The sequence below is a fragment of the Glycomyces sp. NPDC021274 genome (assembly GCF_040641195.1).
In the GTDB taxonomy this organism is placed as follows: domain Bacteria; phylum Actinomycetota; class Actinomycetes; order Mycobacteriales; family Micromonosporaceae; genus Glycomyces.
Genome location: NZ_JBFADC010000007.1, coordinates 178,243 through 200,293, shown reverse-complemented (window position 1 = coordinate 200,293; position 22,051 = coordinate 178,243). Strand labels below are relative to the sequence as shown.

Genomic DNA, 22,051 nt, shown 5'->3' with positions numbered 1-22,051 from the left:
TCAGTTCTCCGCGAGCACCTGCGCGATCGACTTGAGCGGCAGGTGGTGCGTGATCGCGACGGGTTCGTTGACGACCTGCCCGCCGTACGTGTTGAGGCCTCGCGCGAGGGCGGGGTCGGATTTGAGCGCCGCGGCCCAGCCGAGGTTGGCGAGCTTCATGACGTACGGGAGGGTGGCGTTCGTCAGCGCGTACGTCGACGTGTTCGGCACGGCCCCGGGCATGTTGGCGACGCAGTAGAAGAGCTTGCCCGCGTGGGTGAACGTGGGGTCGTCGTGGGTGGTGGCCTTGGAGTGCGCGAAGCAGCCGCCCTGGTCGATCGCGATGTCGACGAGGACCGCGCCGTCCTTCATCTCGGCGAGCACTTCGTCGTCGACCACGGTGGGGGCCTTGGCTCCCGGGACGAGGACGGCGCCGATGACGAGGTCGGCCTCGCGGCAGGCGCGCTTGACCTCGAAGCGGTTGGAGACGATGGTGCGCAGGCGGCCCTGGTAGAGGTCGTCGGCGGTGTGGAGCTTGTCGACGTTGAGGTCGAGGAGCTCGACGTCGGCGCGCATCCCGACACTGATGGCGGCGGCGTTCATGCCGGAGACGCCCGCGCCGATGATGACCACGCGCGCGGGGGCGGTCCCGGGGACGCCGCCCATGAGGGTGCCGCGGCCGCCTTCGGGGCGCTGCAGGTGGTAGGCGCCGGCCTGGACGGCGAGCCGCCCGGCGACCTCGCTCATGGGCGCCAGGAGCGGCAGGCGGCCGTCGGCGGTCTGCACGGTCTCGTAGGCGATGCCGGTGACGTGGTGCTCGAGCAGCGCGTCGGTGCACTCGGCGCTCGCGGCGAGGTGGAGGTAGGTGAAGAGGGTCTGGCCGGGCCGCATCCGGTGGAACTCGGCGTGGATCGGCTCCTTGACTTTGAGGACGAGATCGCCTGAGGCCCAAGTGGTGTCGGCGTCGGGGCAGATGCGGGCGCCGGCTTCCATGTAGTCGGCGTCGGTGATCGCGGAGCCGAGGCCGGCCCCGGTCTCGATAGCGACGTCGTGGCCGGCGGCGACGAGCTCGTGGACACCGGCGGGGGTGAGGGCGACGCGGTACTCGTTGTTCTTGATCTCGCGGGGGACGGCGACTTTCACGTGCGGGTTCCTTCCGAAGCGTTGTGCCAGTTCGGGGCCGGTCGGCATCCCGCACGGGCAGTCTAGGACGCCGGTTGTCCTGGAGCCCGCATTCCTTGTGGGTTCAGCGGTTCGGACGGCGTCGTCGCCGTGATCGTAAGGCGGCCCGCCGCACCATGATGCGACGGGCCATGTGAGCGTGCGCCTTCGTTGTTAAGGGCTAGTTGCGGTCCAGGTGCAGTTTCGTAAGGGTGAGGGCCAGCGCGCAGACGCCGTTGCGGATCTCCCCGTCCGCGACGGCGGCGAGGGCCTTGTCGAGGTCCCACCAGTGGAGCTCGATATGGGTCTCCTCGTCGGTGCGCTCGTGCAGGTCCACCTCGGGCACGGGGGTCAGGCCCGTGGCGAGGAAGTAGTGGATCATCTCGCTCGAGACCCCTGGGGTGGAGTAGAACTCGCCGAGCTTCACGAGGTCGGCGGCGAGGAGGTCGGCCTCCTCGGCGAGCTCGCGGCGGGCGGCCAGGGCCGGGTCCTCCCCTTCGACGTCGCGCAGGCCCGCCGGGAGCTCCCACAGGAGTTCCTTCGCCGGGACCCGGAACTGGCGGATCAGGCCGACCCGGCCCTGCTCGTCGAGCGGGACGGTGACGACCGCGCCGACATGGCGGAGGTATTCGCGCTTGGCGGTGCCGCCTCCGGGCATCGCGATGGTCTCGGCGGTCAGGTCGAAGGCCCAGCCGCGGTGGATGATTTCGCTGTCGAGGACTCGGTACTCATGCACGAGGGCCACACTAGTCGGCTCAGGTTTCGGGATCAGGACTCCGCGGCCTCGCCGCTGAGGCGCCGGAGGATCTGCTCGACCACTTCGCGCTCGGGCAGCGGGGCGCCGGCGAGGGCCGACAGGAACAGGCCGTCGCCGACCAGGCGCACGATCTCGGCGGTCACGGGGTCGGCGACCTGCTCGTGGATGAGGTCGCGCCAGCCGTTGAAGATGAACAGCACGTCGGCCCGGGCCTCATCCGAGAGCTCGCCCGTGCCGCGCAATGCCGTGAGCAGCGCCCAGAGCCCGGCCGCCGACTCCTCGGACTCGACCCAGGAGACCTCCAGGAACATCTCGACGACGCCGCGCTCGCGGGCCTGGGCGATGTTGGCCTCCTCCACCGCGCGGTGGCGGCGGGCCAGGCCGTCGTAGAGCTCGGACTTGGACTTGAAGTGGTACAGCAGCCCGCCCTTGGAGACGCCGGCTTCGGCGGCGACCTTCTCCAAGGTCACGCCCGAGGAGCCCTCGTCCACGAGGATGCGCTGGAGCGCGTTGAGGATGCGGTCCCGGGTGGTGATCTCCGGCTCTTTCATGTTTCCTCCAGGTGCCAACTGTACCGTCCGGACGGTACAGTCGAGGGGCGTGTCGGCCTCCGGCACGCCCGGTGTCCGGGATGCCGCCTCGCGAGCCCTGCCTCGGCTCACGTCAAGAAAGAGTGAAACCCATGGCCGCTACGCTTCGCGCACCGCAGGAGCCCCGCGCCCGCATCACCGCCAAGCAGGGATCGGCGCTCGCTGTGCTGGTGCTGCCCGTCCTGCTCATCTCCATCGACATGACCGTGCTCGGCTTCGCCGTGCCGTTCCTGTCCGAGGACCTCGCCCCCACCAGCTCCCAGCTGCTGTGGATAGTCGACGTCTACGGCTTCATGCTCGCCGGGCTCCTGGTCACCATGGGCACTCTCGGCGACCGCGTGGGCCGCCGCAGACTGCTCGTCATCGGCTCGGCCGCGTTCGCCGCCGCGAGCGTCCTCGCCGCCTACGCGCCGACCGCCGAAACGCTCATCGCCGCGCGGGCACTGCTCGGCCTCGCCGGGGCGACCCTCATGCCGACCACCCTGGCGCTCATGCGGAACCTGTTCCACGACGACCGCCAGCGCAAGTTCGCCATCGCGATCTGGGCCTCGGGCTTCTCCGCGGGCGCGGCCGCCGGGCCGATCATCGGCGGCTGGCTGCTGGAGCACTTCTGGTGGGGCTCGGTGTTCCTCATGGCCGCACCGGTGTCGCTCGCGGTCGTGGTCGTCGCGCCGCTGCTGGTGCCGGAGTCGAAGGACCCGAACCCGGGCCGGATCGACCTGCCGAGCGTGGCCCTGTCGTTCCTGGCGATGTTCCCGTTCGTGTACGGCGTCAAGACGATCGCCGAGCACGGCCTGTCGTGGACGGCCGTCGTGTCCCTCACGGCGGGCATCGCGTTCGGCGCGGCCTTCATCGCGCGGCAGCTGCGCCTGGAGCACCCGCTGATCGACGTGGGCCTGTTCCGGCTGCGCCGCTTCAGCGCCTCGCTGGCCACGAACTTCACGATCGTGTTCGCGATGATCTCGTCGCTGTTCCTGCTCACGCAGTACCTGCAGCTCGTGCTCGGCTTCTCCCCCATGGAGGCGGGGCTGCTGCTCCTGCCCGAGATGGCGATCTCCGTGGTCGCGGGCCTGTTCGCCGTGCGGCTCTCCGAGCGGATCGGGATGGTGCGCACCATCATCGGCGGTCTGGCCTTCGTGATCGCCGGGTTCGCCGGGATGTCGCTCGTCCGCGTCGACGAGGGCGCGCTGGTGGTCGTGGCGGCGTCGATCTTCATCGGCATCGGGGCCGGCCTCGCGCAGACGGTGACCAACGACGCGATCCTCGCCGCGGCCCCGGCCGACCGGGCGGGCGCGGCCTCGGCGATCTCCGAGACCGCGTACGAGCTCGGCGGCGCGATGGGCGTCGCGCTCCTGGGCTCGCTCGCCACGGGGATCTACCGCACCGAGATGGCGGACGCACCGGTCCGGGCCGAGACCCTCGGCGAGGCCGCGCACCTGGCCGCGACGCTGCCTACCGCCACGGGCGATGCGCTCATGGAGGCCGCCAGGAACGCGTTCACCGACGGACTGCGGACCGTGGCGGTCATCGCCGCGGTACTGGTGCTCATCGCGACCATCGCGGTCGGTCGGGCCCTGCGCACCCAGCCGTCCAAGGCCTGAACGAGTGCCGTCGGCAGCCGCGAAGGGAGCATCCCGCGCGGCCGCCGGCGGCTCCGTGGGCGCCATCGATGCGCACACCGCAGTGCCGCTGCCCGATTCGGCTGCCTGATTTGCCGGATACCGCCGCGATATGCTCAGCGATCGTAGTGTCCACCCGTCACCGTGCTTCGCCCAGAGGTACGGAAAGGAAACCCTCAAATGAGTTGGTACATCGGCGTCCTCAAGCGATACGCGGACTTCAACGGCCGCGCGCGGCGCAGGGAATACTGGATGTTCCAGCTGTTCAACCTGCTCGCGTACCTGGCCCTCAGCGTTGTCGGGGCCGGCATCATGATCCTGCTCTCGATCGCGTTCTCGAGCTCGTCCCCGAGCGCGACCTCGACCGAGGCGGGGATCCCGGCTTTGGGCTTCGCCGTCCCGCTCCTCTATCTTCTCGCGGTGATGGTGCCGACGATCGCGGTCACCGCGCGGCGCTTGCACGACCAGAACAAATCGGGCTGGTTCATGCTCCTCGGCCTCATCCCATCGGTCGGCGGCATCATCCTGCTGGTCTTCATGTGCCTCGAAAGCACTCCCGGCCCCAACCGCTTCGGGCCCAGCCCCCACGGCCCGGACCAGGGATACGGCCAGCCGCCCTTCCAGCAGCCCTACGGCCAGCCGGGGTACGGCCAGCAGCCGTACGGCCAGCCCGGATTCAGCCAGCCCGGTCACGGGCAGCCGCCGCAGGCGTACGGCCCGCCTCAGCAGGCGTACCAGCAGCCTCAGGCACCGCAGCCCTACGGTCAGCCGCAGCCGCCGCAGTACTGAACCGGCGCAGACGAAAAGGGGCCGGGCTCATCTGAGCCCGGCCCCTTCGTCGTGTTCGCTTACGCCGCTTCGAGATCGAGGCGCTCGGCGGCCTGGCGCTTCAGGGCCGCCTCGACCAGGCCCGCGAAGAGCGGGTGCGGGCGGGTCGGGCGCGACTTCAGCTCCGGGTGGGCCTGGGTCGCGATGTAGTACGGGTGCACGTCCCGGTCGAGCTCGATGAACTCGACGAGGCGGCCGTCGGGCGAGAGGCCCGAGATCACGAAGCCGGACTTCAGCAGCTGGTCGCGGTAGGCGTTGTTGACCTCGTAGCGGTGGCGGTGGCGCTCGTTGACCTCGGTGGCGCCGTAGACCTCGGCGGCGATGGAGCCCTCGGCGAGCTGCGCCGGGTACGTGCCCAGGCGCATGGTGCCGCCCATGTCGCCGCGCCCGGCGACGATGTCGGTCTGGTCGGCCATCGTGGAGATGACCAGGTGCTCGGCCTCGCGGTCGAACTCCTCGGAGTTCGCGCCCACGAGACCGCCGACCTCGCGCAGGCCCTCGATCGCCATGCACTGCATGCCCAGACACAGGCCCAGGGTCGGCACGAGGCGCGTGCGCGACCAGGTGAGCGCCTGCAGCTTGCCGGGCACGCCCCGGTCGCCGAAGCCGCCCGGGATCACCACGGCGTCGACCCCGGCGAGGGCCTTCGCGGTCCCCTCGGCGGTGGCGCACTCATCGGAGACGACCCAGCGGACCTTGACCTTCGCGCGGTTGGCGAAGCCGGCCGCGCTCAGGGCCTCGACCACGGACTTGTACGCGTCCGGCAGTTCGACGTACTTGCCGACGATCGCGACCTCGACGGTCGCAACGGGATTGTGGACGCGGTCGAGCAGGTCGTCCCAGCGGGTCCAGTCGACGTCGCGGAACGGCAGGTCGAGCTTGCGGACCACGTACGCGTCCAGGCCCTCCGAGTGGAGCTTCTTGGGGATCTCGTAGATCGACTTCGAGTCGGGCGCGGAGACCACCGCCGCGTCGTCCACGTCGCAGAACCCGGCGATCTTGGACTTGAGGCCGTCCGGCAGCGGCCGGTCGGAGCGGCACACGATCGCGTCGGGCTGGATGCCGATGCTGCGCAGCTGCGCCACCGAGTGCTGCGTGGGCTTGGTCTTCATCTCCGAGGACGCGGCCAGGTACGGCACGAGCGAGACATGGAGGAAGAAGCAGTTGTCGCGGCCGATGTCGTGCCGGTACTGGCGGATCGCCTCGAGGAACGGCAGCGACTCGATGTCGCCGACGGTGCCGCCGACCTCGGTGATCACCACGTCGGGGACGCGGCCGGTCTCGGGGTCCGGGTCGGCCATCGCGGCCAGGCGGGACTTGATCTCGTTGGTGATGTGCGGGATGACCTGCACGGTCGCGCCGAGGTAGTCACCGCGGCGCTCCTTGGCGATGACGTCGGAGTACACCTGGCCGGTGGTCACGTTGGCGTGCTTGGAGAGGTTCCGGTCGAGGAACCGCTCGTAGTTGCCGATGTCGAGGTCGGTCTCACCGCCGTCGTCGGTGACGAAGACCTCGCCGTGCTCGTACGGGTTCATCGTGCCGGGATCGACGTTGAGGTACGGGTCGATCTTCTGCATCACGACGTAGAGGCCGCGCGCGGTCAGCAGGTTGCCGAGACTGGCGGCGGTCATGCCCTTGCCGAGTGCGGAGGTGACCCCACCGGTGACGAAGAGGTGCTTCGTGGAACGGATCTGACCATTAGCGGCGCTGGCCAAGGCGGACTCCCGTGATGTTCGTGGCGAACGAGCTGCTAAGGCTGTGCCCAGTGTTCGAGTCGCAAGCTTCGTCGAACGCAGCCGGTGGATCGCATCATCCACGGGATTCCACACTAACACTTTCACCGTCGTTTTCCTCATCGACCCACGACGGTGCGTCGACGATCATGTCCGAGTACTGGCCGTCCTTGACGTGCGCGCGGGCCAGCACGCGGTGACTCATGATGACCGCCAAGGGAACCATGACGGCCAGGGCCGCGCCGAGGCTCATGAGGCCCTTGCCGAGGAGGAGGCCCGCCATGGCCGATCCGGCCACGGCGGCGGAGAACGCGGCGCGCAGCGGCGGGTACAGGCCCCAGGCGCGGCGCAGGCCGCCGCCCGGACGCAGGAGGATCAGCCAGCAGTAGGCCCCGGCCATGACCGTGAGCACGCTCAGCGGCGAGGTGAAGACCGCCACGATGTTCGAGCCGATGCCGGAGGCGATGACGCCGTTGGTGTCGCCCATCATGTCGCCGAGGAACGAGCCGAGCTCGCCGCGCTCGGCCTCGGGACGCTGGTAGTCGATCCAGGAGAGGCCCACGAGCACGGCGACGCCGGCGAGGCCCGACCACACGAAGCGCGGGAAGGTGACCCAGCCGCCGGTGGCGAGCGCCGCCGCGAGGCAGGTGCCGACGATGATGGCGACGGCCGCCGGGACGGAGTCGCCCAGCGCCCCGGCCGAGACGATGAGGACGCCGACGCAGCCGATCCCGGCCATCGCCGGGGACTGGAAGCGGCGCGGGAGCCGCCACGACACGGTGGCGGCGAGCAGCCACAGCGAGGCGATGAACATGCCCGTGGCGACCGGTCCGAGCTCGTTCGAGGCCGAGTCGGCCACCGTGTAGTCGCCCAGGAGGGTCCCGAGCGGGTCCTCGGTGCGCAGGAGCATCGCGAGGACGGTCACGAGGATGCCGAAGGCGGACACCGAGATCATGAGGCTCGCGGGGCCGTGGCGGCCCGGCAGGGCGATCGCGAGGCACGCGCACACGACGGCGATGCCGAGGGCGGTGAGCGGCCCGACGACGCCGGGGTGCGCGGCCGACCACCAGCCGAAGAAGTCCGCGAGGATCGCGGCGGCCACGAACAGCGCGCACACCAGCGCCGAGACGATGTTGAGCCGCATGAGCCACAGCGGCGGCGGCTTGACGCCGGGCTGCCCTGCGCGGCGCAGCAGCTGCAGCAGCGGCCAGGCCACGAAGGTCAGGGCGAGGAACAGGAGCACTTGGAGCCACTGGGTGGCCGGGGCGGCGACGGCGGCGGCCATGAGCCGCGCGTCGGTGTCGTCGAACACCGCCTGCCGGTCCGCATAGGTCTTCGAGTCGGCGGCGGCGCCGGCGGCCTTGCCGGTCACGGTTTCCGGCGGCGGCGAGTCCAGGAGCGTCAGGATGGTCGCGGTCAGGTCGGTGAGCCGGAGGTAGCCGGGCCGTTCGGCGGGCAGGTCGAGGAGGTTGTGGCCGTCCTCGGTGCCGAAGTTCGCGACGGTGGCGAGCAGCCGGTCCGGCTCGGCCACCTGGCTCAGGCCGGAGATGATGAGCGCCGAGTCCTCGCCGCGGGCGGCCCGGAGTTCGCCGACGGTCTCGTCGAGGTTCGCGAGCGCCGCGGTCCGGGAGCCGGTCTCGACCGGCAGGATGCCGCCGTCCACCACGGTGAGCGGGCATTCGGCCAGCGCGTCGGCGAGGTCGTCGCCGCTGGGGAGGCCGGGCCAGTACTCGCCGACGCGCCCGACCGAGTTCGCCGTCGCGTACGCCGCGCCGGGGCCGATCGCGGTCGCGCAGGTGGTGCCGGCGGCGAGCGTGCCGAGCTGGGTGCCCTGGTCGAGGTCGCTGTTGAGGGTGACCAGGTCGGTCATGTCCCCCACGGTCGCCGTGCCGTCGTCGGTGCTGATCTGGTCGGAGGAGACCGGGTCGCAATGCGCGCCCTGCCCGTACGCGTCGCTCACGGCGGGAGCGCCCGCCGAGAGGGTGAGCCAGCCGTCGAGGGCGCAGGTGAAGTTGCGTCCCGAGTTCGTGTTCAGCTCGGCGAGCGAGCCGTCCTTCGCCAGTTCGGCGAGGTGCGGGGTCGTCTCGGAGTCGATGTCGGTCCAGGTGAGGCCGCTGACGCCGAGGAGCACCACCGAGTCGACCGTGGTGGGCAGCGCCTCCTCGCCGTCGTCGGGGAGCAGTTGGAAGACCGCCACGCAGGCGAGGACCGCGACGGCGAACCAGGCCCCGATCGGGCCCAGGTTCTCGGTGATGCCGCGGGCGACCGCCTTGCGGGCTTTGCGGGTCAGGCGCCCGGCATCGAGTTTTCGCGACACGGCGGCGCTATCTTCCCGTCAGTTCCAGGTACAGCGCGTCGAGCGAGTCGAGCATCTGGGCCTCGTCGGGCCAGGTGGCCGCGCGGGCGAGGCTCTTCTCCCCGAGGGCGGCGAGGCGGGCGGGGTCCTCGAGCAGGTCGCTCACGGTCCGGTCGAGGCCGTCCACGTCGCCGACCTCGAAGTACAGGGCGGCGTCGCCCACGAGCTCGGGAATGCCGCCGGTGCGGGTGGTCAGCAGCGGCACGCCGGCCTGCATGACCTCCTGCGCGAAGAGCTGGCGGGCCTCCCACTGGCTGGAGATGACGGCGAGGTCGGCGTCGGCGAGGAGCTCGGCGACATCGGTGCGGTGGCCGAGCAGGCGCACGTCCGCCCCGGAGGCGTCGATGAGCGCTTGCAGGCGCACTCGCTCGGGGCCGTCCCCGGCGATCACGACGACCGGCTGCCGGTCGAGCGCGGTCCAGCGCTGCGCGGCACTGATGAGCGTGTCGTAGTCCTTCTGCGGGTGCAGGCGGCCGACGGAGAGCAGCAGCGGGCGGTCGCCGATCCCGAGCTCGGCGCGGACCGCGCCGGCGGCGCTCACGGCGACGCGCGGCGGGGCGGCCACGGGCGCGAGGCGGGCGTCGCGCGCGCCGAGGTCGACAAGGTGCTCGTGGAGGTCCGAGGAGGCCGCGAGGGCCACGTCGACGCCGCGGGCGAGGCGCTTCTCGATCTGGTCGGAGACGCGCCGCTTGATCCCGGTGGTGATGAGCTGGTTGTGCCACGTGGTGACGAGGGCCGCGCCCGTGGGCCGGGCCGCGAGCGCCGTGAGCCCGGCGGTGAGGCCGTGGGCGTGCACGAGGTCGACGCCGCGACCAGTGATGCCGCGCAAGGCGTTCCGGGCCGACCACCAGGCGAGCGGGAGTTCGGGCGAGGGCTTGGCGGTGATCGGCGCGGATGCGAAGCGGGCGCCCTTGGCGCGGAAGCCGAACCGCTCCTCGGTCTCGGGCGGGCCGACGACCAGGACGGCGTCGCCGCGTGCGACGAGGCCCGCCGCGAGCGACGCGACGTGCGTCCCGATGCCGCCTGTCGAGGGGCCGAGCACCAAGGCGATTCGGCGATGGCTCACTTGTCTGCTCCACTGGTCTCGTCGTGCACTGGGTCGTCAGGTGCGCTGTCGTCGAGTGCGCTGTCGTCGGGTTCTTCAGACGCTCGGATTATGCCAGCGCGTCGCAGGACGGGGCGCACCACACCGGAACCGCCGATGAGCGCGGCGAGTCCGAGGTAGACGACGGCGGTGGCCGCGCCGACGACGATGCCCTGCAAGAGGGCCGAATAGAACGTGTCGGCGTGGCCCCACAACGCGATGATCTCGCGCGCGGCGAGGACGGCCGCGACCGCGGAGAGGATCGTGGCCAGCGCCGCCCGCGGGATGCCTCTGAGGCTCGCGGCGCCGGTGTGGCGGGCGATGGCGGCGGTGAGGGCGAGGCCGATGACGGTCATGCCGATCGACCAGGCGATGGCCAGCGCGAGGGTGCGGTCCGCGATGGGCATGGCCTGGGAGAGGACGACTGCGGCGACTGCGCCTGCGGCCCAGCCGACCGAGGTCGCTCCGGCGGCGTACTTGTTGCGGCCGATGGCGTAGAGGCCGCGCGAGTAGATCGCGAAGACGGAGTAGCCGAAGAGGCCGAAGGCGAGGCCGGTGAGGGTCGCCTGGAGCTGCGGCTGGGTGCTCAGTCCGCTGTCGGCCGAGACGGAGGAGAGGACGGTGCCGATGGGTTCGGCCAGGCCCGCGAGCGCGGCGACGCCGAGGCCGGAGAGGAGCAGCACGGCGCGGCCGGTCTGGGAGAGTCGGCGCTGGTAGCGGTCGTGCTCGCCGAGTGAGAACGCTTCGGCCAGTACGGGGTAGGCGGCGGTGGCGAGCGGGACTGCGAGCACGGCCCAGGGCAGGAGGAAGAAGGTCTGCGAGACGGTGAAGATCGCGGCCGGCCCGGTCCCGGCGTCGTTGGCGAGCCGCAGCAGCAGGGCCTGGCACAGCTGCTGGGCGCCGACGGTGATGGCTCCGGCGATGGCGAGGGACTTGAGGCCGGCGGCGACGTGGGTGTCGAGCCGCCATGCCGGGCGCAGTCGCAGGCCGATGCCGCGCAGCGGAAAGATGAGGCACCCGGCGAGGACGGCCACGCCGCAGGTGGTGCCCAGGGCGAGGAACACGATGCCGTTCTGGCCCAGGTTCTCGACATTGGCCTGGCGGCCGGAGATGATGCCGTAGACGACGTAGACCCCGGCCATCACGACGCTCGAGAGGAGCGGTGCGAGGGCGGGCCAGGCGAAGCGGCGGTGCGACTGCAGGATGCCGGTGAGGACGACCGCGACGCCGTACAGCGGGATCTGGGGGGCGAAGAGGACGAGCATCTCGGTGGCGGCGTCGATCGTCGCTTCTCTGGCGATCGGGTCGTCGACTGCTTCGTTGTACGGCATGAGCAGGACGATGATCGGGCGCGCGAAGGCCGCCACGAGCAGACCGGCGGGGATGAGGATGGTCAGCGCCCAGGTCATCAGCGCTGAGGCGATGTGGCTGACCTGCTTGGGGTCGTTCCTGGCGAGCGGTGCGGCGAGGAGCGGGATCACCAGGGCGGCGAGCGCGCCGCCGGCGACGAGCTCGAAGATGATGTTGGGGATGGAGTTGGCGGTCTGGTAAGCGGTGCCGAGGGTTCCGAGGCCGATGGCCCACGTGAACACCATCGTCCGGCCGAATCCGGCCAGGCGGGAGGCGACGGTGATCGCACCGATGACCGAGGCGGCACGACCGACTTCGCGTCGGGTCTCGGTCAAGACTTCGTCCGACCCAGCTCGTCCAACTCCCGCAGCACGGGCGTCTCGGCGATCACTTTCGTGAAGCTCACTTTTTCGGAGGCGGCGATGAGGGCGGCGACGCCCGCGAGGGCGACGTGGCGGCCGATCATGCCGGTGCGTGCGATGTAGGCGAGGCCCAGGAGCGCGCCGAGGGCGTTGGCGCCGCCGTCGCCGAGCATGGTCTTGCCGTCGAGGTCTTCGGCCATCGCGGCCCCCGCGGCCGCGGAGACCGCGAGCGCGGTGTTGGCGCCGCCCGCGGCGGTGCGGCGGCGCGACTTCTCGCCCGCCGGGCGCGACAGGGGCGCGGAGATGAGGGTGACGACCTTGAGGGCGCGTCCGGGCCGGAGGTCGAAGAGGTTGACCACATTGGCGGCGCCGGCGATGACGCCGCCGCCGACGCCGACGTTCCAGAGGCGGCGCAGCAGGGGCCGGTCCTCGTCGGTGAGTTCGCCGTTCTGCAGGTCGATGAGGGCGGCGGAGGCGATGCCGGCGGTGGAGATGCCGAGGATCTTGATGAACCCGGCGCTCAAGCGGCCCTTGAGGAGCGCGCCGACGTGGCCTTTGAAGCCTTTGGCCTTCTCGCCTTTGGCGTCGGCGATGTCGTCGTAGAGGCCGACCGCTCCGGCGGTGAGCCCGGCGGTGGCCGCGGCGGCGGCGTACGCCGGGGAGTTCGCCCCGAGCACCGCGCCTGCGGTGGCGCCCACGGTGATCCCCGGGCCTTCTGCCAGGGACACGGTGTCGCCCTTGTGGTTGACGCGTTCCAGTTCGGCCGCCCACTTGGAGCGTCGTACGGCGCTGATCGCGGCGATCGTGCCGCCCGCGGCGAGGCCTCCGATGAACGCCCGCCCTACCGTGCGCGTTAGCTGGCTCATGGGCGCGATACTAGGCCGCGCCGGGAAGCAGGTCTGAAGCGCCCTCCCCGGTGCCGAGGTGGTTGACGGTGCCGGTGTTGATGAAGTCGGCGAGCCCGGCGACCGCGGCGATCTGCCCCTGGGTGATGGCGACGTTGTCGACGGTGGCGACGGTGTCGGCGTTCTCAGCGAGAAGGATCTTGATGGGGTTGCCGTCGCCGGTGTCGGTCGTGGCCGCGTAGACCGTGGGGTCGTCGGCGGCGTACTCGTTGGCGAAGGCGACCATGCCGGCGTTGCGCTCGGCGGCGTCGGCGTCGACGAAACCGGACCCGGCGAGGATGATGACGCCGTCGGCGACGCCCGTGGGCGTGGTCTCGACGGTGAGCATCTCCAGGTCGCCCAGGCCGGTGATGACGGTGGTGATGTCGGCGGGGGTGACCGTGACGGTCGCTCCGGCGGCCTCGCCGGTGGTGACGGCGGCGAGCACGTAGCTCATCGCGGTCACGCCGTCGTAGGTGACGGGGGTGGTCATGGTGTCGGGGGTGGTGGTCTCGGCGAGGTCGCCGAGTTCGCCGGTGTTGGCCGGGTCGAAGAAGTCGTCGAGGATCGAGATCCGGCCGGAGACGGTGGCGCCGGCGTAGCCGAGCATCTCGACGGTGCTGTCCACCGTTGCGCTTTCGACGCCGGGCAGGGCGACGACGAGGACGTTCTTCGCGGTGAGCTGTCCGGCGAGGTAGGACGGCGCGACCGCGTTCGCGAAGGCCTGCTCGTCCTCCAGGTCTTCCGCCATCTGCTCGGCCTGGTCCCGCAGCTGCGCGTTGCTGTCGCGCAGGCTCTGGATGTTGCTCTCGAAGGCCTCGATGGCGGGGCCGTTGAGGGCGGCCGTGCCGAGGATGAGGCCCACGGTGAGGGCGAGGAAGACCGCGGTGAGGCTCACCAGGTGGTAGCGGAAGTTGATCACGAGAACAGCCTTTGGATTTGGAAGAGCAGTCCGTCCCACCAGTCGGCGATGACGTCGACGAAGGAGCGCCCGACGGTGGAGATGGCCACGGCGGTGGCCATCGCGGCGAGCCCGGAGACGATGAGCAGGAGCAGGGCGGAGATCGACATGTCCTGGCGGTAGAGGCGCGAGACGCCCTTGGCGTCGACGAGCTTGCCGCCCACGCGCAGTCGGGTGAGGAACGTGGAGGCCATGCCGCCGCGTCCCTTGTCGAGGAATTCGACCATGGTGACGTGGGTGCCGACGGCGCAGATGAGCTCGGCGCCCTTCTCGTCGGCCATGAGCATCGCGATGTCCTCGGAGGTGGCCGCGGCCGGGAACGGGATCGCGGGAACCCCGAGCTTGTCCATCCGCTCCATGCCGGGGGCGCGCCCGTCGGCGTAGGCGTGGACGACGATCTCGGCGCCGCAGCGCAGGGCGTCGTCGGAGACCGAGTCCATGTCGCCGACGATCATGTCGGGCGTGTAGCCGGCTTCGAGGAGCGCGTCGGCGCCGCCGTCGACGCCCACGAGCACGGGCTTGAACTCGCGGATGTACGGGCGCAGGACGTCGATGTCCTCTTTGTAGTTGTAGCCGCGGATGACGATGAGCGCGTGGCGGCCGTTGAAGGAGGTCTTCACGTCGGGCACGCCCACGCCGTCGAGCAGGAGGTCCCGCTCGCGCTTGAGGTACTCCATGGTGTTTGCCGCGAAGGCCTCGAGCTGGATCGAGAGCCCTTCCTTGGCGGCCTCCATGTCGGCGCTCACGGACGCTTCGGTCTGGACCGCGCCTTCGGCGATGAGGTCGCCGCCGGAGAAGATCTGCCCGGCCTCGATGTCGACCGAGACGGACCGGCCCTCGCGGACCCGGTCGAAGATCTCGTCGCCGACGCCGTCGATGAGGACGATCCCGGCTTTGACGAGCACCTCGGGGCCGAGGTTCGGGTAGCGGCCGGAGATCGACTTCGCGGCGTTGACGACCACCGGGACGCCGGTGCCGACCAGAGTGTCGGCGGCGACCCGGTCGAGGTCGACGTGGTCGATGATGGCGATGTCGCCGGGTTCGAGCCGGCCGCACAGCCGCTTCGTACGGCGGTCGAGGCGGGCGGTGCCGACCAGCCGATCATCGGAGGGGTCGCCCTCCGGGTTCCGCCCGGGCAAACGCAAGCTAGGTACACGCATCGTGCATCATCATGCCATCCGATCGCACGCCCCGCTGCGACGGCTCGCCGGGGCGGGCGCCGCGAATGGGGCTTCCCTAGGACTTCATCTTCGCCGCTTCTGCCAGCAGTTCCTCGGCGTGGGCCACGCCCAGGTGCGAATCGGGCATCCCGGCGAGCATGCGAGCAAGCTCACGCGCCCGCGCCGCGTCGTCGACCACGCGCACGCCCGAGACCGTGACGGCCCCTGACGTGTCCTTGGAGACCACCAGGTGGCGGTCTGCGAAGGCCGCGACCTGCGGCAGGTGCGTGACGACGAGCACCTGGTGGCGGCGGGCGAGCTTGGCGAGGCAGCGGCCGATCTCGATCGCCGCGCCGCCGCCGACCCCGGCGTCGACCTCGTCGAACACGAGGACGGGCGGGCCGCCGATCTCGGCGAAGACCACTTCGATCGCGAGCATGACGCGGGAGAGCTCGCCGCCTGAAGCGCCCTTGTGGAGGGCGGCGGGGAGCGAGCCCGGGTGCGGGCGCAGCAGGAGTTCGACCTCGTCGGCGCCGTCCTCGGTGGCGCCGGAGACGGTCATCTCGTCGCCGCCGGTGACGGCGAGGTCGACGCCGCCGCGTCCGGCCGGGCGCGGTTCGACCGCGGCCGTCACTTCGGCGTGCGGCATCGCGAGTCCCTTGAGCTCGGCCGAGACGGACGCGGAGAAGCGCTCGGCCGCGGCGCGGCGGGAGGCGCGCAGCTGCCCGGCGAGTTCGGCGGCCCGCGCGGTGAGCTCCGCGTGCTGGGATTCGAGCTCGGCCACGCGCTCGTCGGAGACGTCGAGCTCCGCGAGGCGCTTGCGGGCGTTCTCGGCCCAGGCCAGCACGCCGGGGAGGTCCTCGGCGTACTTGCGGTAGAGGGTCTTCATGGCGGCCTGGCGCTGGTAGATCTCCTCCAGGCGCTGCGGGTCGGCCGAGAGGTCGTCGAGGTACGCGGAGAGGTCCACGGCGGCTTCGGCGAGGAGCGCGCCGGCCTCGGCGAGGCGCTCGGCGAACTCGGCAAGTTTGGGATCGGAGTGGGCGTCGTGCTCCAGGGCCCGCGCGGCCGCGCCGACGGTGTCGGTCGCGCCGCCTTCGCCCGTGGCCGGGTCGCCGCTGATCGCACCGTGCGCGGTGGCGGCGGCGAGGCGCAGGGCCTCGGCGTTCTCGAGGCGGCGGGCCTCTTCGGCGAGTTCGGCGTCCTCGCCTTCCTGCGGATCGACGGCGGAGATCTCGTCGAGGCCGAGGCGCAGCATGTCGGCCTCGCGGGCCATCTCGCGGGCGCTGGTGCGCAGGCGCGAGAGCTCGGCGGCGCAGGAGCCGAGTTCATGGAATACGGCGCGGTAGGCGTCGAGGACCTTGCCGTGGTCGGCCCCGGCGAAGCGGTCGAGCGCGGCCCGCTGCTCCGCGGGCTGCAGCAGCCGCATCTGGTCCGACTGGCCGTGCACCGAGATCGCCAGCTCGCCCAGTTCGGCCAGCACGCCGACGGGCGCGGAGCGGCCGCCGACCCAGGCCTTCGAGCGGCCTTCAGAGGACACTGAGCGGGCCAGCAGCAGCTCGCCGTCCTCGAGGTCGGCCCCGGCTTCGATGGCGCGCTCCCGCAGCTCGAGGGCGTTCTCGCCTACGGCGAATCGACCCTCCACAAGGGCTCGGTCCGCGCCGAGGGGGGCACGGGAGGCACGACCGCCGAACAGCAGACCAAGACCGGCGACGACCATGGTCTTACCGGCGCCGGTTTCACCGGTGATGCAGGTCAGGCCGGAATCGAGCGGCAAGGTGGCGTCAGCGATCACGCCCAGGTTCTGGATGCGAAGCTCCTCCAACACGCTTCGAAGCCTAGCCGGTCCGTCTGACAATCGGCGGCCGAGCGGCCTCAGATGCGGCCGTGACGCCAACCGTCAACGGGCAGAGAGAGTTTCGACACCAGTCGGGAGGCGAAGGGCTGCCCGGACATGCGCACCAGGCGCACCGGGCGGGCCGAGCGGCGGATCGTGACGGTGGAGCCGCACGTCAGCCGCGTGAGCTCCTTGCCGTCGGCGATGAGCGCGCCCTCGGTGCCGACCGACTCCACGCCGATGCGGATCACCGAGGAGGAGTGGACCACCATCGGCTTGGCGAACAGGGCGTGCGCGTTCATGGGGACCACCACGAGGGCGTCCACATCGGGCCAGACCACCGGGCCCCCGGCCGACATCGCGTGCGCGGTCGAGCCGGTCGGCGAGGCGACCACGACGCCGTCGGAGCCGTAGCGGGAGATGCGGGTGCCGTCGATCTCGATGTACAGCTCGAGCATCCGCGCGGGCTCGGCCTTCTCCACCGCGATGTCGTTGAAGGCCCACGAGTGGTGCTGCTCGCCGTCGGTGCCCATGGCCTCGACCGCCAGCGCGGTGCGCTCCTCGACGGTGTACTCGCCGGCGAGCAGGCGGGAGACGACGGTCTCGAGTTCGCCGGTCTCGGCCTCGGCGAGGAAGCCGACCTTGCCGAAGTTGACGCCGAGCAGGGGCACGTCGGCCTCGGCCGCGACCTTCGCGGCGCGCAGCACGGTGCCGTCGCCGCCGAGGGCGAGCACCAGGTCGGCGTTCTCGCCGGTGACGTCGTCGCCGACCACGAGCGCGTCGGGGCGCAGGAGCGAGCGGGTCGCGCCGGAGCAGATCTTCACCGCGACGCCTTCCGCCTCCAGGGCGGCGGCGAGCTTACCCGCGAGCTCGGCCACGTCCTGGCGGAGCGGGTGCGTGACCACGAGGACACGACTCGGCTTCTGCTGCGGCTCCACTCGCGCTCCTACTCAGACGGTTACAGGGCCTCGAACTGTACTCCAGGCGGGTTCACCGGGAGTATCGGAGAGCATACCCAGGATAGCGCTTGCACAGAGCGGTTCGGCACGAAAGGCCAGCGCCCGGCTTCCCTTGGGCGGCAAGCCGCTCTGAGGTCTGGCCCGGTGTGATCCATTGCGGCACAATGTGTCCTCACACCCACCGGACCAAAGGGAGCCACTATGGCCACACGCAGACAACTCCTCGGCTACTCGGCACTCACGGCCGCAGCAGCGGCCGGGCTCGCCACCGTCGGGCCAAGGGCCGCCGCCGCGAACGGCGCCCACGTCCCCGCCATCGTCATCGGCTCCGGCTACGGCGCGGCCGTCTCGGCGCTGCGCCTGGGCGAGGCCGGCATCGCCACCACCGTCCTGGAGATGGGCCGGCTCTGGAACGAGCCGGGCGAGGACGGCAAGGTCTTCTGCACCATGACCGCCCCGGACGAGCGCAGCATGTGGTTCAAGCGCCGCACCGAGGCGCCCCTGTCGACCCTCCTGTGGCTCGACGTCGTCAACCGGAACATCGACCCCTACCCCGGCGTGCTCGACCGCGTCAACTACGCGGACATGTCCGTCTACGTCGGACGCGGCGTCGGCGGCGGCTCACTCGTCAACGGCGGCATGGCCGTCGTCCCCCGCCGCGACTACTTCGAGGAGGTCCTCCCCGGCGTCGACGCGACCGCGATGTACGACCGCTACTTCCCGCTCGCGCAGGCCGAACTGCAGGTCAACACCATCGACCCCGAGTTCTACCGGACCACCGAGTACTACCGGTTCAGCCGCGTGGCCGCCGCCCAGGCCGAGGCGGCCGGGCTGACCACGGTCTTCGTCCCCGACGTCTACGACTTCGACTACATGGAGCGCGAGGCCGCCGGCACCGCCGAGAAGTCCGCCCTCGGCGGCGAGGTCATCTACGGCAACAACCACGGCAAGATGAGCCTCGACAAGACCTACCTCGCCTCCGCCCTGGCGACCGGCAACGTCACCATCGCCGCCCGGCACCAGGTGACCGCCATCGAACTCGACGCCGACGGGAACTACGCCCTCACTGTCGAGCACCGCGACGACGCGAACGAGCTCATCGAGGCCAAGCGGCTCACCTGCCGCCACCTGTTCCTCGGCGCGGGCAGCCTCGGCACCACCGAACTGCTCCTGCGCGCCCGCGACACCGGTGCGCTCCCCGACCTCGACGAGGCCGTCGGCGCCGGCTGGGGTCCCAACGGGAATGTGATGACCGCCCGCGCCAACCACCTCTGGAACTGCACGGGCCTCAAGCAGTCCACGATCCCGGTCATGGGCATCGACGACTGGGACAACCCCGAGGCCCGCGTGTTCGCCGAGCTCGCGCCCCTCCCGGCCGGCATCGAGACCTGGATCAGCCTCTACCTCGCGATCACCGACAACCCCGAGCGCGGCCACTTCACGTACGACGCCGCCGCCGACAGGGTCGTGCTCAACTGGAGCCTCGAGCAGGCGCAGCCGGGCGTCGCAGCCGCGAAGTCGATGTTCGACCGCATCAACCACAAGCACGGCACCTCGTACCGCTACGACCTGTTCGGCGACGGCCGGGCCTTCGCGGACGACTTCTGCTACCACCCGCTGGGCGGGTGCGTCCTCGGCCAGGCCACCGACGAGTACGGGCGTCTCAACGGGTACGAGCGCCTGTACGCGACCGACTCCTCGCTCATCCCCGGGTCGATCGGCGTGAACCCGCTGGTGACGATCACGGCGCTGGCGGAGCGGAACCTGGAGGCGATCCTCGCCGCCGACTTCGCTTAGGCGGGAACGCCGCAGGCCGCGTCCACGCCGGCGCGGTCGATCGGCTCGCCTTCAGTGACCATGCGGCAGAAGAACTCCACGTTCCCCTTCGGGCCGGGCAGCGGGCTCGCGGCCACCGCGGTGGTGGTCCAGCCGAGCTGTCCGGCCTTCTCGATGACGCCCCAGACGGCGGCGGCGCGCTGCGCCGGGTCGGCCACGACCCCGCCCGCGCCGACCTGGCCCTTGCCGACCTCGAACTGCGGCTTGACCATCGGCAGCATCATGCCGTCCGGTTTCGTGCACGCGGCGAGCGCGGGCAGCACGAGTTCGAGCGAGATGAAGGACAGGTCCCCCACCGTCAGGTCGACCTGCCCGCCGAGGAGTTCGGGGGTCAGGTGGCGGACGTTCGTGCGGTCGTGGACGACGACGCGCTCATCGGTCTGGAGCTTCCAGGCGAGCTGGCCGTAGCCGACGTCGACCGCCAGCACCTCGGCTGCGCCGCGGCGCAGCAGGACGTCGGTGAAGCCGCCGGTGGAGGCGCCGGCGTCGAGCACGCGCAGGCCCTTCGGGTCCGCCTCGAACGCGTCGAGGGCGCCGATGAGCTTGTGGGCGCCGCGGGAGACGTAGTCGTCCACGTCGCCGACGAGGCGGATGGAGTCGTCGCCGGTGACGCTCGTGGCGGCCTTCGTGGCGGGGATGCCGCGCAGGTGGATGCGGCCGGCCGCGATGAGTTCGCGGGCGTGCTCGCGGGAGCGGGCGATCTTGCGGCGCACGAGTTCGGCGTCGAGTCGGTAGCGCGTCGGCATGGCGCGGGATCGGTGCTTTCTAGTGGCTGGAGGCTAGGCGTCGTCGACGTTGCTGAGGATCTCGGAGAGGCGCATCTGCACACCTTCGAAGACCTGGACGTGCTCGGTGACGGGCAGGTCCGGCAGGGTCTCGAGGCGGCCGAGGGCCTCCTCGACCTCCATCTCGACGTCGTCCGTGTCGGTGTCGGCGGAGGGCTTCAGGCGGTCGGCCAGGGCCCCCGGGCTCGGCGTGTCGGTCATGCGTCCTCGTCGTCGTCGTCGATCGGCTCCATGGTCGCGGCGGCGTGGGACGAGGGGGCTTCGGCGGGGGCCGGGCGGTCGGCGGCGCGCTCGGCGGCGGTCGCGCGGGCCTCGGCTTCGGCGAGGCGGATGCGGAGGTCGCGGATCTGCTCCTCGGAGTGCTCGAGGCGCAGGTTGAGGTCGTCGAGGTCGGCCTGGGTGGCGACGCCGAGGCGGGTGAGCCCCGCGTCGACCTCGGCGCGGATGAGGCGGCCGACGTCGGCGGCGGTGCGCGTGCCGTGCTCGCGCACCTGCTCGGAGCCCGAGCGCAGGTCCTCGCGGACCTTGTCGGCGAACACGCGGGCGCGGCGGGCGGGTTCGCCGGCCATGCCGAGGAACGAGTCGAAGTAGGCGCGGGCGGAGTCCGTCATGGCGGTCCCACTCCCTTCAGGGTCTGCCGAGTCCGCGGGTTGGCGTCCCCGCCTCGGTGAGGCTCACGAGCCGTAGTCTGGCTCTGGCGTCAACGGTACTGCCAAGCTACCGGTCCACGGCCGTGCCCGCACGGTCGTACTGGCCGGTAACATTCTGACGGGGCGCACCGACGCGCCCGCGCCGATCGAAACAGGAGGGCCCATGGCCACCATCGACGAATGCCGGACCGCACTCGAGCAGTTCGCTGAGAACCTCTCTTCGAACCCGAAGTCGGTGCGCAAGCTCCAGGGATTCCAGCGCTCGCTCGCCGCCGACATCACCGACCTCTCGGTGTCGTTCAACGGCAAGTTCGACCAGGGCAAGCTGACCGGCATCACCGACGGCGACAACCCCGACGCGGAGATCCGCATGATCGTCTCCTCGGACAACCTGCTCAAGCTCGTCGCCGGCGAGCTCGACTTCATGAAGGCCTTCACCGGGGGCCAGGTCAAGATCAAGGCGAACATGATGGACCTCATGAAGCTCCGCGGCGTGCTGTAGCCGACCGCTTCCGGTTCACCTTGGGCCGCTTGCACGTAGGGTGCGCGGGCGCGGGCCGTGAGGCCCGCCCCGCGCGGTCATGCCCGAGTCTGCGAGTCGTAAGCCGGCACAGCAGAGTCCGGATGGTCCAATGCGTCCCGGTCGGACGCAACGGCATTCGGCCCACGTTGTAATCTCTCGGCAGTCGAGCACTTCGAGCTCAAGAACTCACCCGGGAGGACCGTATGGCCACTGTTGACGAATGCCGCAATGTGCTGGAGAAGATGGCGGGCAAGGTCGCCAGGAAGTCCGACGAGCTCGAGCTCGAAGAGGGCTTCGAGCGCACGCTGGCCGTTGAGATCACCGACCTGGGCCAGACCTTCAGCGCCAAGCTCTCCGGCAACAAGCTGACCGACCTGCTCGACGGCGACGCCGCCGACGCCGAGGTGCGCATCCTGATCGGCTCTGACGACCTGATCGCCCTGTCGAAGAAGGAGCTCAAGCCCGCCAAGGCCCTCCTGACCGGCAAGATCAAGATCAAGGCCTCCGTCAAGGACCTCGCCAAGCTGCGCAAGGCCCTCAAGGTCGACTAAGCACCCGCCGAGACCTGAGGCGCTGCGCCCCACCGGCACAGCGCCCCACCGGCACAGCGCCCCACTAGCGAAAACGAAGCCCGGACTGC

The 22,051-nt window shown here is 71.0% G+C and carries 19 protein-coding genes and 1 pseudogene; 5 read left to right on the top strand and 15 right to left on the bottom strand.

All coding sequences use genetic code 11. The annotated features are described in order from the left end of the window. From ald to AB0I03_RS17330, 3 genes are all read right to left on the bottom strand, one after another. Entirely contained in the window at positions 1-1,122 is a 1,122-nt protein-coding gene (ald, locus tag AB0I03_RS17340) for an alanine dehydrogenase (protein WP_360413599.1), read from the bottom strand. A gap of 199 nt (positions 1,123-1,321) precedes the next feature. Continuing rightward, on the bottom strand, positions 1,322-1,876 hold the full coding sequence (locus AB0I03_RS17335; protein ID WP_360413596.1) for an NUDIX hydrolase: 555 nt from the start codon (positions 1,874-1,876) through the stop codon (positions 1,322-1,324). A gap of 32 nt (positions 1,877-1,908) precedes the next feature. Then, a complete protein-coding gene (locus AB0I03_RS17330; RefSeq protein WP_360413593.1) occupies positions 1,909-2,448 on the bottom strand; it encodes a TetR/AcrR family transcriptional regulator in 540 nt (179 codons plus the stop codon). Positions 2,449-2,579: 131 nt separating this feature from the next. On the opposite strand from AB0I03_RS17330, the gene AB0I03_RS17325 reads away from it, so the two are divergent. Both AB0I03_RS17325 and AB0I03_RS17320 read left to right on the top strand, forming a co-directional pair. Next, positions 2,580-4,088 (top strand): MFS transporter, encoded by a 1,509-nt coding sequence (locus AB0I03_RS17325; protein ID WP_360413590.1) that lies wholly within the window; start codon positions 2,580-2,582, stop codon positions 4,086-4,088. Positions 4,089-4,286: 198 nt separating this feature from the next. Continuing rightward, positions 4,287-4,691, top strand: a pseudogene (locus AB0I03_RS17320) (DUF805 domain-containing protein); the annotation flags it as partial. Between the two features lie 263 nt (positions 4,692-4,954). Here AB0I03_RS17320 and AB0I03_RS17315 read toward each other — a convergent pair. From AB0I03_RS17315 to AB0I03_RS17275, 9 genes are all read right to left on the bottom strand, one after another. Next, the gene (locus AB0I03_RS17315; protein WP_360413587.1) at positions 4,955-6,649 is read right to left on the bottom strand and encodes a CTP synthase; all 1,695 of its coding nucleotides are present in this window, start codon (positions 6,647-6,649) and stop codon (positions 4,955-4,957) included. A gap of 94 nt (positions 6,650-6,743) precedes the next feature. Then, the gene (locus AB0I03_RS17310; protein ID WP_360413584.1) at positions 6,744-8,984 is read right to left on the bottom strand and encodes a hypothetical protein; all 2,241 of its coding nucleotides are present in this window, start codon (positions 8,982-8,984) and stop codon (positions 6,744-6,746) included. Positions 8,985-8,991: 7 nt separating this feature from the next. Further along, positions 8,992-10,089: a glycosyltransferase family 4 protein gene (locus tag AB0I03_RS17305; protein WP_360413581.1), complete on the bottom strand. Its 1,098-nt coding sequence runs from the start codon at positions 10,087-10,089 to the stop codon at positions 8,992-8,994. Beyond that, a complete protein-coding gene (locus AB0I03_RS17300; RefSeq protein ID WP_360413578.1) occupies positions 10,086-11,792 on the bottom strand; it encodes a lipid II flippase MurJ in 1,707 nt (568 codons plus the stop codon). Before AB0I03_RS17300 ends, AB0I03_RS17305 begins: the two co-directional genes overlap by 4 nt. Beyond that, on the bottom strand, positions 11,789-12,685 hold the full coding sequence (locus tag AB0I03_RS17295; RefSeq protein ID WP_360413575.1) for a hypothetical protein: 897 nt from the start codon (positions 12,683-12,685) through the stop codon (positions 11,789-11,791). Before AB0I03_RS17295 ends, AB0I03_RS17300 begins: the two co-directional genes overlap by 4 nt. Positions 12,686-12,695: 10 nt before the next feature. Next, a complete protein-coding gene (locus AB0I03_RS17290; RefSeq protein WP_360413572.1) occupies positions 12,696-13,625 on the bottom strand; it encodes a copper transporter in 930 nt (309 codons plus the stop codon). Continuing rightward, on the bottom strand, positions 13,622-14,824 hold the full coding sequence (gene steA, locus AB0I03_RS17285; RefSeq protein ID WP_360413569.1) for a putative cytokinetic ring protein SteA: 1,203 nt from the start codon (positions 14,822-14,824) through the stop codon (positions 13,622-13,624). The genes AB0I03_RS17290 and steA overlap by 4 nt, the downstream gene beginning before the upstream one ends. Before the next feature lie 76 nt (positions 14,825-14,900). Then, the gene (gene recN / locus AB0I03_RS17280) at positions 14,901-16,649 is read right to left on the bottom strand and encodes a DNA repair protein RecN (protein ID WP_360413566.1); all 1,749 of its coding nucleotides are present in this window, start codon (positions 16,647-16,649) and stop codon (positions 14,901-14,903) included. A 47-nt stretch (positions 16,650-16,696) separates the two neighbouring features. After that, on the bottom strand, positions 16,697-17,596 hold the full coding sequence (locus AB0I03_RS17275; protein WP_360413563.1) for an NAD kinase: 900 nt from the start codon (positions 17,594-17,596) through the stop codon (positions 16,697-16,699). Between the two features lie 222 nt (positions 17,597-17,818). On the opposite strand from AB0I03_RS17275, the gene AB0I03_RS17270 reads away from it, so the two are divergent. Beyond that, positions 17,819-19,414, top strand: a complete 1,596-nt coding sequence (locus AB0I03_RS17270; protein ID WP_360413560.1) for a GMC oxidoreductase — start codon at positions 17,819-17,821, stop codon at positions 19,412-19,414. Here AB0I03_RS17270 and AB0I03_RS17265 read toward each other — a convergent pair. From AB0I03_RS17265 to AB0I03_RS17255, 3 genes are read right to left on the bottom strand one after another with little or no spacing between them, the layout of a single operon-like run. Continuing rightward, entirely contained in the window at positions 19,411-20,199 is a 789-nt protein-coding gene (locus tag AB0I03_RS17265; RefSeq protein WP_360413557.1) for a TlyA family RNA methyltransferase, read from the bottom strand. The genes AB0I03_RS17270 and AB0I03_RS17265 overlap by 4 nt on opposite strands. A gap of 33 nt (positions 20,200-20,232) precedes the next feature. After that, positions 20,233-20,439 (bottom strand): hypothetical protein, encoded by a 207-nt coding sequence (locus AB0I03_RS17260; protein ID WP_360413554.1) that lies wholly within the window; start codon positions 20,437-20,439, stop codon positions 20,233-20,235. Next, complete coding sequence (locus tag AB0I03_RS17255) at positions 20,436-20,849, bottom strand: phasin family protein (protein ID WP_360413551.1); 414 nt, start codon at positions 20,847-20,849, stop codon at positions 20,436-20,438. The genes AB0I03_RS17260 and AB0I03_RS17255 overlap by 4 nt, the downstream gene beginning before the upstream one ends. A gap of 202 nt (positions 20,850-21,051) precedes the next feature. On the opposite strand from AB0I03_RS17255, the gene AB0I03_RS17250 reads away from it, so the two are divergent. Next, entirely contained in the window at positions 21,052-21,390 is a 339-nt protein-coding gene (locus AB0I03_RS17250) for an SCP2 sterol-binding domain-containing protein (protein WP_360413548.1), read from the top strand. Between the two features lie 224 nt (positions 21,391-21,614). Next, the gene (locus tag AB0I03_RS17245; protein WP_360413545.1) at positions 21,615-21,962 is read left to right on the top strand and encodes an SCP2 sterol-binding domain-containing protein; all 348 of its coding nucleotides are present in this window, start codon (positions 21,615-21,617) and stop codon (positions 21,960-21,962) included. Positions 21,963-22,051 lie beyond the last annotated feature (89 nt).

Bases quoted from the DNA above. Each gene is read 5' to 3' on its own strand.
- AB0I03_RS17295 (WP_360413575.1), bottom strand. From the start codon at position 12,685: ATGAGCCAGCTAACGCGCACGGTAGGGCGGGCGTTCATCGGAGGCCTC.
- AB0I03_RS17325 (WP_360413590.1), top strand. From the start codon at position 2,580: ATGGCCGCTACGCTTCGCGCACCGCAGGAGCCCCGCGCCCGCATCACC.
- steA (WP_360413569.1), bottom strand. From the start codon at position 14,824: ATGCGTGTACCTAGCTTGCGTTTGCCCGGGCGGAACCCGGAGGGCGAC.
- AB0I03_RS17245 (WP_360413545.1), top strand. From the start codon at position 21,615: ATGGCCACTGTTGACGAATGCCGCAATGTGCTGGAGAAGATGGCGGGC.
- AB0I03_RS17265 (WP_360413557.1), bottom strand. From the start codon at position 20,199: ATGCCGACGCGCTACCGACTCGACGCCGAACTCGTGCGCCGCAAGATC.
- AB0I03_RS17270 (WP_360413560.1), top strand. From the start codon at position 17,819: ATGGCCACACGCAGACAACTCCTCGGCTACTCGGCACTCACGGCCGCA.
- AB0I03_RS17330 (WP_360413593.1), bottom strand. From the start codon at position 2,448: ATGAAAGAGCCGGAGATCACCACCCGGGACCGCATCCTCAACGCGCTC.
- AB0I03_RS17250 (WP_360413548.1), top strand. From the start codon at position 21,052: ATGGCCACCATCGACGAATGCCGGACCGCACTCGAGCAGTTCGCTGAG.
- AB0I03_RS17255 (WP_360413551.1), bottom strand. From the start codon at position 20,849: ATGACGGACTCCGCCCGCGCCTACTTCGACTCGTTCCTCGGCATGGCC.
- AB0I03_RS17260 (WP_360413554.1), bottom strand. From the start codon at position 20,439: ATGACCGACACGCCGAGCCCGGGGGCCCTGGCCGACCGCCTGAAGCCC.